Annotated in this window: 14 protein-coding genes and 1 riboswitch; of the genes, 9 read left to right on the forward strand and 5 right to left on the reverse strand. The window is 40.4% G+C overall.

All coding sequences use genetic code 11. The features are described from left to right. Nucleotide 1: 1 nt before the first annotated feature. From AEQ18_RS12630 to AEQ18_RS12645, 4 genes are read right to left on the reverse strand one after another with little or no spacing between them, the layout of a single operon-like run. Nucleotides 2-685 carry an energy-coupling factor transporter transmembrane component T gene (locus tag AEQ18_RS12630; protein ID WP_054116693.1) on the reverse strand — a complete coding sequence of 228 codons (684 nt, stop codon included), beginning with the start codon at nt 683-685 and terminating at the stop codon, nt 2-4. Next, complete coding sequence (locus tag AEQ18_RS12635; RefSeq protein ID WP_054116694.1) at nt 609-2,024, reverse strand: ABC transporter ATP-binding protein; 1,416 nt, start codon at nt 2,022-2,024, stop codon at nt 609-611. Before AEQ18_RS12635 ends, AEQ18_RS12630 begins: the two co-directional genes overlap by 77 nt. Beyond that, nucleotides 2,021-2,626 (reverse strand): ECF transporter S component, encoded by a 606-nt coding sequence (locus tag AEQ18_RS12640; RefSeq protein WP_054116695.1) that lies wholly within the window; start codon nt 2,624-2,626, stop codon nt 2,021-2,023. The genes AEQ18_RS12635 and AEQ18_RS12640 overlap by 4 nt, the downstream gene beginning before the upstream one ends. Next, entirely contained in the window at nt 2,619-3,227 is a 609-nt protein-coding gene (locus tag AEQ18_RS12645; protein ID WP_054116696.1) for a YkoF family thiamine/hydroxymethylpyrimidine-binding protein, read from the reverse strand. Before AEQ18_RS12645 ends, AEQ18_RS12640 begins: the two co-directional genes overlap by 8 nt. Nucleotides 3,228-3,317: 90 nt before the next feature. After that, a riboswitch (TPP riboswitch) is annotated at nt 3,318-3,417 on the reverse strand. 295 nt (nt 3,418-3,712) lie between these two features. On the opposite strand from AEQ18_RS12645, the gene AEQ18_RS12650 reads away from it, so the two are divergent. Both AEQ18_RS12650 and AEQ18_RS12655 read left to right on the forward strand, forming a co-directional pair. Continuing rightward, nucleotides 3,713-5,287, forward strand: a complete 1,575-nt coding sequence (locus AEQ18_RS12650; protein ID WP_054116697.1) for a zinc ABC transporter substrate-binding protein AdcA — start codon at nt 3,713-3,715, stop codon at nt 5,285-5,287. Between the two features lie 65 nt (nt 5,288-5,352). Next, a complete protein-coding gene (locus tag AEQ18_RS12655) occupies nt 5,353-6,360 on the forward strand; it encodes a plasmid pRiA4b ORF-3 family protein (protein ID WP_054116698.1) in 1,008 nt (335 codons plus the stop codon). 38 nt (nt 6,361-6,398) lie between these two features. Here the strand turns inward: AEQ18_RS12655 and AEQ18_RS12660 are convergent, their stop codons facing one another. Continuing rightward, the gene (locus AEQ18_RS12660) at nt 6,399-7,523 is read right to left on the reverse strand and encodes an NAD(P)/FAD-dependent oxidoreductase (RefSeq protein ID WP_054116699.1); all 1,125 of its coding nucleotides are present in this window, start codon (nt 7,521-7,523) and stop codon (nt 6,399-6,401) included. Between the two features lie 123 nt (nt 7,524-7,646). Here AEQ18_RS12660 and recQ point away from each other — a divergent pair, with 123 nt between their 5' ends. The 7 genes from recQ to AEQ18_RS12695 all read left to right on the forward strand — a co-directional run bounded on the left by recQ (nt 7,647) and on the right by AEQ18_RS12695 (nt 15,835). Further along, entirely contained in the window at nt 7,647-9,404 is a 1,758-nt protein-coding gene (gene recQ / locus AEQ18_RS12665) for a DNA helicase RecQ (RefSeq protein WP_054116700.1), read from the forward strand. A gap of 134 nt (nt 9,405-9,538) precedes the next feature. Beyond that, nucleotides 9,539-10,279: a MurR/RpiR family transcriptional regulator gene (locus tag AEQ18_RS12670; RefSeq protein ID WP_054116701.1), complete on the forward strand. Its 741-nt coding sequence runs from the start codon at nt 9,539-9,541 to the stop codon at nt 10,277-10,279. A gap of 142 nt (nt 10,280-10,421) precedes the next feature. Further along, complete coding sequence (locus AEQ18_RS12675) at nt 10,422-11,861, forward strand: 6-phospho-beta-glucosidase (RefSeq protein WP_054116702.1); 1,440 nt, start codon at nt 10,422-10,424, stop codon at nt 11,859-11,861. A 154-nt stretch (nt 11,862-12,015) separates the two neighbouring features. After that, nucleotides 12,016-13,014: a LacI family DNA-binding transcriptional regulator gene (locus tag AEQ18_RS12680; protein ID WP_054116703.1), complete on the forward strand. Its 999-nt coding sequence runs from the start codon at nt 12,016-12,018 to the stop codon at nt 13,012-13,014. Nucleotides 13,015-13,029: 15 nt separating this feature from the next. After that, nucleotides 13,030-13,971 carry an ROK family protein gene (locus AEQ18_RS12685; protein ID WP_054116704.1) on the forward strand — a complete coding sequence of 314 codons (942 nt, stop codon included), beginning with the start codon at nt 13,030-13,032 and terminating at the stop codon, nt 13,969-13,971. 48 nt (nt 13,972-14,019) lie between these two features. Then, nucleotides 14,020-14,937, forward strand: coding sequence for an ABC transporter permease subunit (locus AEQ18_RS12690; protein ID WP_200908925.1), 918 nt, complete (start codon nt 14,020-14,022; stop codon nt 14,935-14,937). Between the two features lie 28 nt (nt 14,938-14,965). Next, nucleotides 14,966-15,835 carry a carbohydrate ABC transporter permease gene (locus AEQ18_RS12695; protein ID WP_054116843.1) on the forward strand — a complete coding sequence of 290 codons (870 nt, stop codon included), beginning with the start codon at nt 14,966-14,968 and terminating at the stop codon, nt 15,833-15,835. The last annotated feature ends 18 nt before the right edge of the window (nt 15,836-15,853 follow it).

The raw sequence follows: 15,853 nt of genomic DNA on the forward strand, positions 1-15,853 counted from the left end.
CTTACGATAAATAAAATGTACCAATCAAACTGCCGGTCAAACAGCAAAGGATAAATAGCCAATCTCGACGGGTGATCGTAAAGGTTTTTGCATAACTTCTGCTGGCAGCAGGATCAAAACCTCTTGATGTCATCGCATCGGCCAATAACTCTGACCAGCGGACTGACTTGACGAGCAGTGGGATCAAGAAGGTCATTGAGAAGGGGCCGACAGTCATGCCGCGAGACCGCAGACTTTGCTTGATATGTTTGTATTCGGTGGGCAAGATGGGGGCAATTTGAAAAGCTGCCATTAAGCCATAGGCAAAGACAGGTGGCAAAGCCACTTGTTGCTGTAATGAATAAATCAAGTCATCAATTTTTGTAGAGGCAGTAAAGGCCGTCCCTAATATCCCGAAGCAATAGACGCGCGCTGCCATGTCTAAGCCATACTGAATCGCTTGCGTCTGACTATCTTGCGTTGTTTGATTCTGATAAAAAATTAGACCGGTAAAAAATACACCCAATGCGGACAGAGATAAGAGGCTGAACAACAAGCAAGTTTTTTTGATCGTCAATTCTTTGAGCGTCAGCAATAAGAAAACAATCGTGACCAAAAGGGTCAATCTGCTATTTGTTTGAAAAGAAATGACCAATGCGAGTGCTAAAATCACGAATAACTTGACGCTTGGGTTGAGTGTTTTCATAGGCATCCTCCGTTAGATAAAGATTGAAATCAATGATCTGGCTGCAAAATGCCTGCAATAGTTCCGTATCATGGCTGACGATGAGGACCAGCGTGCCAGATTTGGCTTTATCTGCCAGCATTTGCATGATCTGCCAGGCTTGTTCAAGGTCTTGGCCATATGTCGGCTCATCCACGAGCAGGATGGGGACAGGGCGAAACAAAAAGCTGGCAACCGCCAATCTCCGCTGTTGCCCTTGGCTCAATAGAAAAGGGGAGGTGTGGCTTTTTTCATCTAAGTGCAGCTGGGCCAAGCAGGACTCAATTGAAATGTCTTGATTGCCAACCCGCAATTCGTCTGCAACTGTGGTGGCGATGAACTGATCTTGGGGATTTTGCATGATCCAACTCATTTGGGTGAACGCTTGTTTGACTGTGGCAATGTTTTTTTGATTGACCCGAACGACGCCCTGATAAGGATGGTCATGCAACAAGACGTTCAAGAAAGTTGATTTGCCGATCCCGCTCTTACCAGTGATGCCGATTAGGCCACCGGCTGGCAAGTGAAATGTTGGCAGATGGATTGAGTGAGATCCCGCTGAAAAGCGAAGATCTTCTAAAACTAGTGCTTCTTTTGATGCGGGTTCCTCTATAGAAGGAACTGGCAATCTGTTGGTGATCGCATTTTCCAACGCCAAAATGGCTTCTTGATCGAGTGAAAGGAATTGCGCCTCGATCATCAACCACTGTTCAACCCAATCTGTGACATATGAAACTTGATGATCAATCAGTAGGATACCGATATTGTGCGTGCGTTGCAGCTGACGTAATTTTTGGATCAATTGCTTGCGCGTCTGATGATCAAGGTTGGCAAAAGGTTCATCTAACAATAAATACCGACTTTCCATGACTAGGCAGCAAGCCAAAGCAACCAATTGTTTTTGGCCACCGGATAACGTGCGCAATGGCTGGTCGGCAAGGGCCTCGATCTCACAAAAAGAAAGGGCATCCTCCACACGTTGCGGCATATCTTTTGGTGCAATCTCTCGATTTTCTAAACAGAAAAGCAATTCTTCTCTGGGGGTATGCATGCAAAACTGAGTATCGGGATTTTGAAACATCAGACTAATCAGTGTGGCGCGTGTACGAATGGATAAATCATCGATTGAATGGGCATCAATCGTATAGCTTCCTGATAAGAAGCCCTCTTGGCTCAATCCTGCAAGAATACGAAAGAGGGTGCTTTTTCCTGATCCGGAAGGGCCATAGATGGCTTTGGTTTCTCCCGGATGTAATTCGAAAGAAGCTGTGATTGTCTGGTGATCGCAAGCAAATTGACAATCTGTTAATTGTAAGCTCATCGAGACGTCTTTCCAGCGACCTGTAGGGTCGGATCTGCAGCAATTGGATAGCTGTTCAATACACCCATACGTGTCAAATGGTCACAGACGATCTTGATCAAAAATGCCGAGAAAAATAAGGCAGAACATAAGCGAATCACAAATATCGTCAGTAGGAGCTGCCATTTCAGATCAACGAAATTTGACCGGATGATACCCCATATGAAGCTAGTGATCGTTGCACCGATCGCACCTGTGATCAACGGGAACCAGCCGTAGCGCCGATAGCCCCCCAACGCAAATCCTGCTTCAGTACCAATTCCTTGGACAAACCCACTAATAAAAATGATTGGGCCATAAAAGTTGCCCATAAAGACTTCAAGCAAAGCAGCGATCATTTCTGTGATCGTCGCGGCACCAGGTTTCCGCAAGACATAGCCTGCAAAAGCTGCGGCCATGAACCAAACACCAAAAATGAATTCATTGGCCAGAACTGATAGGCCAAAAGGGGTCAGAAGTGTCCCTAAAAGCAGGCCAAAATGAACGGCGCCCAGATAGATGACCCCAAAAATCAATGAAGCGATCCCCACCATGATCACATCTTTTAATGCCCATTTAAACATGTGCCGCCACCTCCTTAGAAGGACTATTGACAGAGATCGTTGCCTCTAAGACATAATGGGAAAGGTGCGCATGCGCATACGCCAATGCAGCTTCAAAATAGGTGAATAATTGACTGGCAGTGCCCGATAAGAGTGTTACATAGTGCGCCGAGCGAGGCTTCAATCCATGATCAGCTGCCAAAGCAACGATGGCGGCGATTTCCTCCATATAATTGTTTTCACCAAACGCATAGAAGGAGTATTTGCAATCAACGAGAAAATCGCCTTTTGCTATGTTATTGGCATCATTTGGTTTTGCTTGTTGGCCATTCAAGTAACTATCGCCAGCATGATCCCCTGGGCATCCTTTCGAAAATGTAAATTCACCAACAAGATGTGTGTGTGGCTCATAGGCGTTGATCATCAATGCTGCTGCCGCATCTACCACACTTGCCGGTTCTCCTCGGTACAACGTGCTGAAGAGATCCGTTTGCTTCCACACTGCACTGGTATCAGTTTCTTTGATACTCGTTAAAATTTGGGTGGCGAACTGGTCTTTCATTGGATATATACTTACCCGACACCCTGTAATATCGATCATTCCTGTTTGACATGCTTCCATTTTAAACTCTCCTTTCTGATCATTCTGCCCGCAAAAAAAGCGTTCCCCCTTTAACTATCCACATGCAGACAGAAAAATGGGAACGCAAAAAGTTGTGCGTCGCCACTTCCCTACGTTGGTACTAACCAAATCAGGTTCAAAGGGACCAGACCAAAGTCTATCTCAGCATAAAGCGCCCCTAGTGGATAAATATTCAATTGAATGACCACAGTGTAGCACATCAACTGAGAAAGAACAACTATAGAGAAGAAGACGGCAACAGATACAATGACTTCTTTTTGATGACTGAAGCGATTTTATATGAAGAATCTATCATATAAAAAAACATGAAAAATGATATTGACAGGTTGAAATTAGTTGTGTAAAGTAGTGACTTGAGAGTAAAACGTAATCTTTACGTTTTGTTTTCGTAAATCGTAATTGATTTCATGGTATTTATTTCGTCAGTAAGAAAGAAGGAAAATGAAAAGGAGTGTTTCAAAAAAATGAAGAAGTTTTTTAAAATAACGTTATTATCGATAACAGCGCTTGGGTTGGCAGCCTGCGGTCAAGGAGGGACTGATAGCACGAATCAATCGGAAGCTGTTTCTGCTGAAGCTGTCAGTGATCCTATCCAAGTCGTTGCGACTTTTTATCCAATGTATGACTTTACCCAGCAAATTGTTGGCGACGAAGGGGAAGTGACATTGCTGATGCCTGCTGGCACAGATTCCCATGACTATGAACCTTCCGCAAAAGATATGGCCACGATCCAAGATGCCGATGTCTTTGTGTATAACAATGAAAATATGGAAATGTGGGTGCCTTCGATTGAAACCACACTCGATGAAGGAAATGTGACAGTTGTCAAAGCGACAGAAGGCATGATTTTGTTGCCTGGCGATGACGATCATGACCATAGCCACGGTGACGATCATGACCACGACCATGACCATGACCACGGGGATGATGGTCATTCTCACGAATTAGACCCTCATGTCTGGTTGGCGCCGAGTTTAGCAATCAAACAAGTTGAAGCGATCCGTGATCAATTAAGTGCAGCCTATCCAGAAAAAGCAGCTGCTTTTGATACAAATGCAACAGCCTACCTAGAGGAACTGGAAGCATTGCATGAATCATATCTAGAAGCCTTCAGCAATCCAGCACAAAGTCACTTTGTCACACAACATGCGGCTTTCGGCTACTTGGCACTAGAATATGGATTGACACAAGTGCCGATTTCTGGACTTTCTCCAAGTGAAGAGCCATCTGCTTCACGAATTGCTGAATTGAAAGACTTTGTGACTGAAACTGGGATCGAAACGATTTATTTTGAGGAAAATGCCAAAGATAGTATTGCCCGGACATTGGCATCAGAAGCCGGTGTTGAACTGGCGGTGCTGAATCCGTTAGAAGGCTTGACACAAGAACAAATGGACAATGGTGAAAACTATATTTCTATTATGGAACAAAACCGTGATGCTTTAAGAAAAACGACAGATGTAGCCAATGACAAAGAAATTGCGGAAACGGAAAAAGAAAAAACCGTCTACAATGGCTACTTTGACGATCATGCAGTTGAAGATCGTCCCTTATCTGATTGGGCTGGCGATTGGCAATCCGTATATCCTTTCTTGGAAGATGGGACATTGGATCAAGTCTTTGATTACAAAGCCAAACAAACACAAAAGATGACTGCGGAAGAATACAAAGCCTACTATACAACTGGTTATCAAACAGATGTTGCTTCAATCAACATCACCGATCAAACCATGCGCTTTATGTTTGATGACGGAACTGAAAAAGAAGCAACGTATACCTATGCAGGCAAAGAAATATTGACTTATGAAGCGGGAAATCGCGGCGTACGCTATTTATTTGAGACCGATGATGAAGATGCCGCATTTAAATATATTCAATTCAGTGATCATGCCATCGCATCTGAAGAAGCGCACCATTTCCATATTTATTTTGGCAATGAGAGTCAAGAAGCCTTGCTGAAAGAGATGGACCATTGGCCAACTTATTATCCATCTGAGATGACTGGTTTGGAGATTGCTCAGGAAATGCTGGCACATTAAAAAAAAGATTGACATTTACCGCTCTTTTCGTCAAAGTAAAGCTGATAGGAAGGAGCGGTTTTGATTTGGAAAAAACATTAAAGCGATTAGCGAAAGTCATCGACCGAATGATGGATCATGTAGACTTGTATGGTGGACCAACCATTGTCAGTGATGATGATCTAGAACATTATTTGGACCCCGTCTTTTATCTGATCTTTTGTGCAGAAACTGCTGGTGGGCTCAGTCAATTAAAGGACAAAGCATTTGTGACTGAACTCTACACCGAGTTGATCCCGCAAGAAGTGCCGTATAGTTTGCGTTATCTCCCCTTTGCCAAAAGTGCGATGGAAGATTTTTATTACTGTTTATATAAAGAAAAACACTTGACCAAAAGCCAATACTTAGAAATCGTCTTTATTTTCGCAGAAAAACAACCGACTTTTTTTGCACGAATGTCAAAACCGCAATTTTGGTCGGAAGAAAAGAAAGCGGCTATGATGCGCATGATCAGAGATGTGGAACCGGAAGAGCATGATCTGTTGCCCGTCGATGATCCTCGGATCGCAGCTGCTTCTCAAAAAGTGGTGCCTTTTCCAATAACAAAAACCGTCTTTGATGAGACCGATGATCAACCAGCGGCCTATCAAATTCGAATCGATCTAGAAGGATATCGTCCGCCAATCTGGCGTCGCTTGGTCGTTCCTGCAGGGATCAGTTATGAGCAGCTCCATCTCTTGATCCAGATCGCTTTTGAGTGGATGAACAACCATGTCTATCTCTTTTTTGCTGGCCAAAAGTCATTTGGTGTTGGTATTTCTTCTTCCAGTGAAAAGGCAACGATCGATCAAGATTTTCAAGAATGCACATCATTGACCTATATTTACGATATGGGGGCGGATTGGACACATAAAATCAAGATCGAAAAAAGACTGACAAAAGAAGAAGTCAATGTACCTTATTATCCTGTATGTATCAAAGCAGTGGGAGATGTACCGGTGGAAGACATGTTTGATGATGTGAGAGAACCATTAGATAGAGATATGTTGAATGAACAACTTGCTGAATATTGGGATACAGGTGAATTTTTCTAAAAAAAAACTGGCTGCGGCCAGTTTTTTTGTGTTATTTCTTATGTCAAATCCACGGAGTGGGTGATATAGTCTGTCATAGGTTTGCTGTATTGAGAAAAATGTGATGCATGGTGCATATGGCTATTTAAAGATTGTGCAATCAAATAGCCGATGAAAGGGCCAGTGGTCAACCCCGATGATCCCAGTCCACTTGCCGCAAATAAGGTGCCTTGACCAGAAACATCGCCAAAAAAAGGCGCAAAATCTGATGTATAAGCCCGAGTGCCTACGCGATAGGAAAGGGGCATAGAAAAGAGGCTGTTCGGGTCTTGCAGAAAATCGCTGATACCAGCTGTTAGCTGTAGTTTTGCCTCCTCTGTCGGTGTCAAGTCCCATTTTGCGTTGTTTTCATGGGTTGCGCCTAGCAAAATAGTCCCATCGGCAAAGGGAATCAAATCACCTTCACCTGCCAACATGGCTACCGGCCAGTTATCCGTGTGAAATGGTGTAGCAAAGGACAAGAGTTGTCCTTTTTGCGGTCGGACGTCTACTTGATAACCCAAAGGAGCCAATAGCTGCTCGATACCTGGGCCAGCTGTGACACAAAGGATGTCTGAGAAGATGCGCTGTTCATTCACTTTTATCTGCCATCCATCAGATTGTTGCTGGATCACTGCAGAGCCTTCAATAAATTTGACGTTCTTTTTCTGGGCGATCTTTTTCAAATGCAAAAGATAGGCGCGACCGTCTAAGCGCCCCCCGCCACTGATTGATAACGACGGTTGCGGCTTTAACAAAGGCAATGCTTGCTTGGTTTCTAGACGAGTGAGCAGTCTGATCGTCCCAATTTCCGGTGCAGTTTCTTTGCGGGTCTCAGCTAATTCAGCCAAGTTTAGCAGTTCTCCTTCTGGTCGCAAGATGAGGGTGCCAGAAGGCGCATAGATCGTTTGATCCAACGCAAGATCCTGTACCAATTTTCCAAAAAAGGCAGCTCCGTCTTGGGCCAAACGATACCATTTTTTGTTGCGTCTTTTTGACAACCAGGGTGAGATGATCCCTGCACTGGCACTGGTTGCTTGTCCTGTTAAGTGGTCGATCACGGTCACTTCATATTGCGTGTGATCGAGATAAACAGCGAGGGTCATACCGATGATACCGCCGCCGATGATCGTGATTTTTTTCAATCTGTTCACTCCTTAAAGCTGCTTGGTTGCTGGCCTATGGAGGTCAGAAGTTAAACTTCTTCTCATAGCCATTTCCTTTGCGTAATTAATTGCGTATAATAAAGAATTGGAAAAGAGGGTATTATGGACATTCATTCAGTATTAAAAGAACATTTTGGTTATACGCACTTTCGTGAAGGGCAAGAAACCATTATCCAATCTATTTTAACACAACAAAACGTTTTGGGGATCATGCCGACTGGCGGCGGGAAATCGATCTGTTATCAATTGCCGGCACTTTTGTTAGAAGGTGTGACATTAGTGATCTCGCCTTTGATTTCTCTGATGAAGGATCAAGTGGATAGCTTGAGGGATATGGGCATTCCAGCAGCGTATATCAATTCTACGTTGAACAGTAGCGAGATCAATCAACGGATGCTGCAAGCTAGAAATAGACAGCTGAAACTCTTATATGTATCACCAGAAAGGCTAGATTCTGAAGCATTTCGCTATGCATTGAAGCAAGTACCGATTTCGTTGATCGCTGTCGATGAAGCCCATTGTATTTCCCAATGGGGACATGACTTTCGTCCGAGCTATCTGCGTTTGGCTGAAACCATTGGTTTGCTAGAAAACAAACCAACGATCGTTGCGCTGACGGCGACGGCAACCCCGAAAGTAGCAGAAGATATTGAACGGTTATTATCGATCCCGGCGCAAAATCAGGTCAAAACAGGATTTGCTAGAGAAAATTTGGCCTTTCAAGTGGTCAAAGATCAAAAAGATACCTATATCAGTACATATCTTAAAATGAATCAAGGGCAATCTGGTATCATTTATGCCAGTACCCGCAAGGAAGTTGAACGGATCTATCATTTGCTGAAGCATGAAAAAATAGCTGTCGGCTATTATCACGGTGGGTTGTCTGAAGAAGAGCGGTCATTTTTTCAAGAAGAGTTTCTTTATGACCGTATCCAGGTGATGGTGGCGACGAATGCTTTTGGGATGGGGATCAATAAGAGCAATGTCCGCTTCGTGATCCATGCCCAGATGCCAGGCAATATCGAATCGTATTATCAAGAAGCCGGTCGGGCAGGACGGGATGGCGAACCGAGTGATGCCATCTTGCTTTATGCCCCGCAGGATATGCAGATCCAACAGTTCTTCATTGATCAATCGGAATCAGATATTCATTACCGTCAAAACGAATATTTGAAACTGCGAGAAATGAGTCAATATGGGCATACACAACTGTGTTTACAGCGGTATATTTTGCGCTATTTTGGCGAAGATGGGGCGGATTGTCAACGCTGCAGCAATTGTTTAGATGAACGAGAACAAGTTGATATCACTGTTGATACACAAAAAGTCTTGTCTTGTGTCAAACGGATGGGTGAACGATTCGGCAAATCTTTGGTAGGTAAAGTGTTGACAGGTTCAGGCGATCAGAAAGTCAAGCAATGGGGGTTTGAAAAATTACCTACCTATGGGTTGCTCAAAGACTGGTCGCAAAAAGATGTCACTCAGTTGATCGATTATTTGACCGCTTCAGGTTATTTATTGCCTTCAGAAGGACAGTATCCGCTGTTAAGTGTGACCAATGCCGGTATCGATGTTTTGCTAGGCAAAGCACAAGTCTTCCGCAAACAAACCAAAGTCAAACAATTGGTCGTCGATGATGCGTTGTTTGACCAATTACGATCACTGCGCCTAACCTTGGCGCAAGAGCAAAACTTGCCGCCTTATGTGGTTTTTTCTGATCAAACATTGCGTGAGTTGGCAGAAACCCAGCCGAAATCACCAATCGAGTTTTTACAGATCAAAGGGGTCGGGCAAAACAAATTAGATAAGTATGGGGCTGCTTTTCTGGCGCTGCTGGCGGATTATGCCGAACAGAAATAAACCATCAAATGTGGAAGCTAAACAAATCGGCTAGCTATGGATACCTTCAGTGCATGCTATGCTTATATAGCAATAGGCGGCTTTCAGACATTTATGGTACATTAAAGGTAGAATATAGATGAGGAGAGGTCAATATGTCTTTTTTTGGAAAAATAGATTTTAATGATTTGTCTGAAACTGATCGTGCAATCTATCATTATATGTCTAGTCAAAGTGATAAGATCCCTTATATGCGGGTGAGAGAAATCGCGAAAGAATCACATACGTCTGCATCTTCTGTGATGCGCTTCATAAGAAAACTGGGCTTTGAAAGTTTTACTGAGTTTCGTTCGCATGCTAGAATACCGCAACTGGAAGATTCGGATATACTTAGTGGTAGTGACTTATTAAGTGCTGAACACTTTCCAAGTGATATTGAAAGTAAGTTAAGGCGTGTTGCTGAGAAATTAGTAGAGTGTGAAAATATTATTTTTTATGGCATAGGTGCCTCAGCATCGATTTGTGAATATGCTGCGCGTAGATTTTCAATTTTAGGTTGTAATAGTTTTGCTTTGGTTGACCATACTTACCCCATCTTTGCCAAACTGAAAAATACATCAGACAATATGGTTTTGGCTTTATCAGTTACGGGAGGAACGACCGAAATCATTGAATTATTCAATGGATTTAAAAATAATCTAGATTTTACAACAGTTGTTGTGACAAGTGATGCTGCTAGCGCATTAGGACGAATGAGTGACTTTGTTCTAGACTATTCAGTAGATGTGAAGAGAATCAACAAACATGAGGATCTAACCAGTCAAATCCCTTGTATTTTTTTGATTGAAGCCTTATCCGAAGCAGTTCGCCAAATAGTTACTTTAGACAAGCTCTAACTTCATCATTGCCCTTGGTACTAGGTGTACCAAGGTGCTTTTTTTTTCTATTTTCGTTATCAGGTACCACTTTTAAAAAAAACGCACAGTGAAAGCAAATCTTTTTGTATACTCAAGAAAAATGCAAGGAGGATGAAGAAGTATGAATCAATTTCCAGAAAATTTTTTATGGGGTGGTGCAGTAGCTGCGCATCAAGTTGAAGGTGGTTGGAATCTTGATGGTAAAGGGGTAAGTATCGCGGATGTTATGACTGCGGGTGGTAATGGCATAGGCAGAAAAATCACACATGGCGTTTTAGATGGAGCATATTATCCAAATCATGAAGCTATAGATTTTTATCACCGTTACAAAGAGGACATTCAGTTGTTTAAGGAAATGGGACTCAAAGTGTTACGTACCTCAATCAATTGGACAAGAATCTTTCCAAATGGCGATGACAAAGAACCAAATGAAAAAGGACTTCAATTTTACGATGATTTATTTGATGAATTACACGCAAATGGTATAGAGCCGGTCATTACCCTATCACATTTTGAAATTCCTTTTCATTTGTACGAAGCATATGGTGGTTTCAAAAATAAACAAGTAATTGCTTTTTTTGTGCATTACGCAGAAACAGTCATGACTAGATACAAAAATAAAGTTAAATATTGGATGACATTTAATGAAATTAATAATCAAGCAGATGGTCAGCATGATCTACATACTTGGACAAACTCCGCTATTTTATTCAATCAGAATGAATCCCAAGCCAAAAAGGAAGAAGTCATTTATCAAGCGGCCATCAATGAACTGATTGCCAGTGCAAAAGTAGTCAAACTAGGGCATCAAATCAACCCAGATTTTCAAATTGGCTGTATGATGGCATATGTTCCTGTATACCCTTTCTCTAGCAAGCCAGACGACCAGATGGCAGCATTGAAAGTAATGAATAGACGTTTCTTTTATAGTGATGTTCATGCAATAGGTGTAATCCCCAATTATATACTAAATGAATGGAAACAAAAAAAATATTCTATCAATGTTACAGAAGAAGAAAAAAAGATATTAAGAGAAGGCACAGTAGATTATATAGGTTTTAGTTATTACATGTCAGGAACTGTAACTACATTAGATGAGAAAGGTGATTTGATCACTGACTACCCAAAAACCAAATGGTTGCGCAATCCGCATGTAGAGGCAAGCGATTGGGGTTGGCAAATTGATCCTGTTGGTTTGAGATATATTTTAAATATTCTTGACCAAAGATATCATTTACCATTGTTTATTGTTGAGAATGGATTTGGTGCCTATGATTCAGTCGAAAATAATCAAGTTCATGATCAGTATCGTATTGATTATCTCCAAGCGCATATAGCTGAGATGAAGAAGGCTGTATTAGAAGATGGCGTCAATCTTTTAGGATATACACCGTGGGGCATTATCGATATTGTTAGTTTTGGTTCTGGGGAAATGGAAAAAAGGTATGGCATGATATATGTTGACAAAGATAATGCTGGTCAAGGGACGCTTACACGTTTAAAAAAAGACTCATTTAATTGGTATCAAAGTGTTATAGCATCTAACGGAGAAAATATATAGGTGTTTGGTACGAGGGGTTTCATTAAGGTACAAAAGCCATTAAGGTGGTACATTGACCAATCTTAATGAAATCCGTTGAAAATGAAAACGTTTTTATTTATAGTTCAATTATAAGGTTAACAAAAAATAAAAACGTTTTTATTTGGTGGTGCAAATGAATACACGAACAACGATTAGAGATGTTGCGAAAGAAGCAAATGTTTCAATAGCTACAGTTTCAAAAGCTTTAAATGGTGTAGATGTAGTGAAAGCATCTACTAAAGAGAAGGTGCTGGCGGCCGCAAAGCATCTTCATTATGTACCTAATCTAATGGGGAGAGAGTTGAAAACAAATCAAACAAAAAGAATTGGTTTTTATACCACAAGTATTAAAGGTCCATATTTTAGCGTTTTGATTGAATCAATCGCTAGAGAAGCTGAAAAACATGGTTATGCGCTAAATGTTTTTATATCAATGGAAAAAGAAGTTGTGCTCACTAGCATTCTTGGTGGAGCTGTTGACGGATTCATTGGGTTCGAAGATATGCTTGATCAGGAGGATTTAGAAACGATTCGCAATGAAGCAATCAATGCTGTTTTTATAGATAGGAACATTCAAGATCATACATTTGGTAGTGTTGTATTCAACTCGAATGAAAGTGCTGAATATGCAACATCCTATCTAATAGCTATGGGACATCGTGATATTGCTTTTGTTAAAGGTTTTGATGGTGTATTTGATAGCGATGAGCGATTTAAGGGTTATCAACAAGCATTAAAGAAAGCTCAAATCCCATTGAAAGCAAATTATTTATTAGAAGGTAGATTTGAAGAGGAATGTGCCTATCAATCAACGAAACAGTTTTTACATCAGCAAAATGATTTGCCAACAGCATTTTTAGCGGGAAATGACCTTAGTGCGATTGGGGTAACCAAAGCGATAGAGCAAGCGGGTTATCATGTCCCTCATGATTTTAGTGTTGTTGGTTTCGATGGAATCGAGCTATTGAAGTACTTTCGTCCATCACTAACGACAATTGTGAATCCAATCAAGGAACAAGGTGAACTTGCCACACAGCATTTAATCAAATTGATCAATGGAGAAGATAAAGGCAAGTCTTTTGTTTTAAAAGGAACTTTATATGAAGCAGAATCTGTTCTGCAGTTTAAATAGAAACGAGTGATGTACATGTATTTAGGAATTGATATTGGCGGAACAACGATTAAATATGGATTTATCAATGATAAAGGGCAAGTTTATAATAAAAAAAGCATCAAAACAGTTGACGATAAACAGCAATTTTTAGACAATCTCCAAAGAATTATCGAAGATAGTCAACGGCAAGAAACCATTGAAGGTATTGGTATTAGTGCGCCAGGCATTATTGACCAGGATGGCACAATGATTACAGCAGGCGCCATCAAATCAATCTATGGGGTTCGTTTGAAACAGGAATTACAAAAGATAACGACATTACCTATTGTTATTGAGAATGATGCCAATGCTGCTGCTATCGCAGAACAATGGATCGGCCATGCTCAAGGTGTATCGAATTACTTATGCATCGTTTTAGGAACAGGCATAGGAGGCGGTATTATTTGTCAAAATGAATTAATTAGAGGTGCCCATGGCATGGCCGGAGAATTTGGTTGGATGGTAATTAAGGATATCGATGACAGTAGTGATATAGAAGCGATGTCTTTAAACCAACGTGCAGCAGTGATTGGTGGTTTGTGTTATCGATATAATCAAATAAAGTTAAAAAGCGATTCGACCTTTGAACCAATATGGGATGCGAAAGAAATCTTTGCAAAAGAAAATGATGATAATGACGCACATATACTTATTCAAAATTTCTATGAAGATCTATCTATCGGTATATTGAACTTAATTAGTTGTTTTGATCCTGAGTTAGTATTGATAGGAGGCGGTATCAGTGCGAATAAGGTGTTTTTAGAGCGGTTACAATCCACCATTTCCAAAGTGGCAACAAGACACCATAGTATTCATTATTTAATGGATAAAACGATTGCACCAATCAAAGCTGCGAAATTAATGAATGATGCTGGAATGGTTGGGGCAGTTTATCAGATAAAGAAAATGATTCATATTGGCGCAGCTAAAATCTGAAAGTGGGGAGAACAGATGGAAAACTCCGTGGGAAATGTAAAACGTTCTATGAAGATAAAAAGATGGATTGCTGTTTTTTTTGAACAATGGGAATTGCAGAGTATGGTTTGGCCAGGAATTATTTTTATGATTATTTTTAATTTTATTCCTATCTACGGACTGATCATAGCCTTCAAAAGATATACGGTCATTGATACACTCGAAACAGCACCATGGGTTGGGTTGGAAAATTTTCAGATTATATTGAATGATAAGTTCTTTTGGGGATCAGTGGTAAACACATTGGGTATAAGCTTCCTCAAATTACTGATTGGATTTATTTTGCCGATTATCTTAGCAATCTTGATTTTTGAACTCAGACAAGGCGTTTTTAAAAAATTGGTTCAAACAATCTCTTATATGCCATATTTTCTTTCGTGGATCGTATTAGGTGGTATGTTGATCAATTGGTTATCCACCAATGGATTACTTAACACGATATTGAGTGGACTTGGATTTTCTATAAAGCATGAAAATTTTCTTTTATCTGTGAATAAATACTGGTGGATCGCCGTTTTGTCAGATATTTGGAAAAATACTGGTTGGGGTACTATTTTGTATTTAGCGACATTATCTAAAATCGATCCCTCTTACTATGAGGCAGCAAAAATAGATGGCGCAACCAGGTTTCAACAAATCATGAAAATTACAATACCAATGCTAAAAGGAATCATAAGTTTAAATCTGATTTTGACTATTAGTGGATTATTAGGGTCTAACTTAGATCAAACAATGGTTTTGATGAATAATCAAAATCAGGCTAAAGCAGAAGTCATCAATTCATATGTATTTAGAATGGGGATCGCACAAGGAGATTTTTCATATGCTACTGCAGTTGGATTAGGTGTGTCGATTGTATCAGTCATTTTGTTGATATGTTCAAACCAAATGACAAAACGACTAAACGACAATACATCTGTATTGTAGAAAGGAGAATTTAGTGGAAAAAAAAGTAATGAAAAAAGATATAGATAGTCGTTTGTTCGATATGTTCAATATTTTGATTTTAACTATTTTTACATTGATTATCGTTATTCCTTTATGGAATGTGGTGGTATCATCATTTGCATCTGGGCGTGTACTTGCTAAAGGGGACTTTGTATTTTGGCCATCTGAATTATCCCTAGAGAATTATCGAGCAGTGTTTAGAGATGGAAGTATGTTACAAGCGTTCTTTATTTCAGTATCTAAAACAATTATAGGCGTGCTCACTCATGTTTTTTTCTGTGCAATGATGGCTTATGCTATGAGTAAAGCAAATTTAAAGGGTAGAAAATTGTACTCTGCAATGGGTATTACGACCATGTTTTTTTCAGGAGGCATGATTCCAACATATCTGTTGTTTAGGCAAATTGGTTTGTTAAATAGTTTTTGGGTGTATATTATACCAGCTCTGTTAAGTTACTATGATGTCATCATATTAATGAATTTCTTTAGAAATGTACCTGATTCTTTGGAAGAATCGGCAATGATCGATGGTGCAGGCCATTGGCGAATTTTTCTGCAAATTTTCTTGCCTCTTTCTAAACCAGCATTAGCGACAATTGCATTGTTCAATGGTGTAAATCAATGGAATGATTTTATGACAGCGAGAATTTTTATTACCGATAAGTCACTTTACCCATTACAAATGAAACTTTATGAAATCATTGTTCAATCACAGACACAAGGAATGCAAAACATCGGAACTGCTGTTGCAGAAAGTACGACTAAAGGTGTCCAACTTGCAACAATCGTGGTTACAACGATTCCGATATTGATCATTTATCCATTACTCCAAAAACATTTCATTGCTGGAATGATGGTCGGAGCTGTTAAAGAATAGAAAAGGAGAAATCATAAA

Source organism: Enterococcus sp. RIT-PI-f (genome assembly GCF_001297065.1).
Classification (GTDB): Bacteria; Bacillota; Bacilli; order Lactobacillales; family Enterococcaceae; genus Enterococcus_D.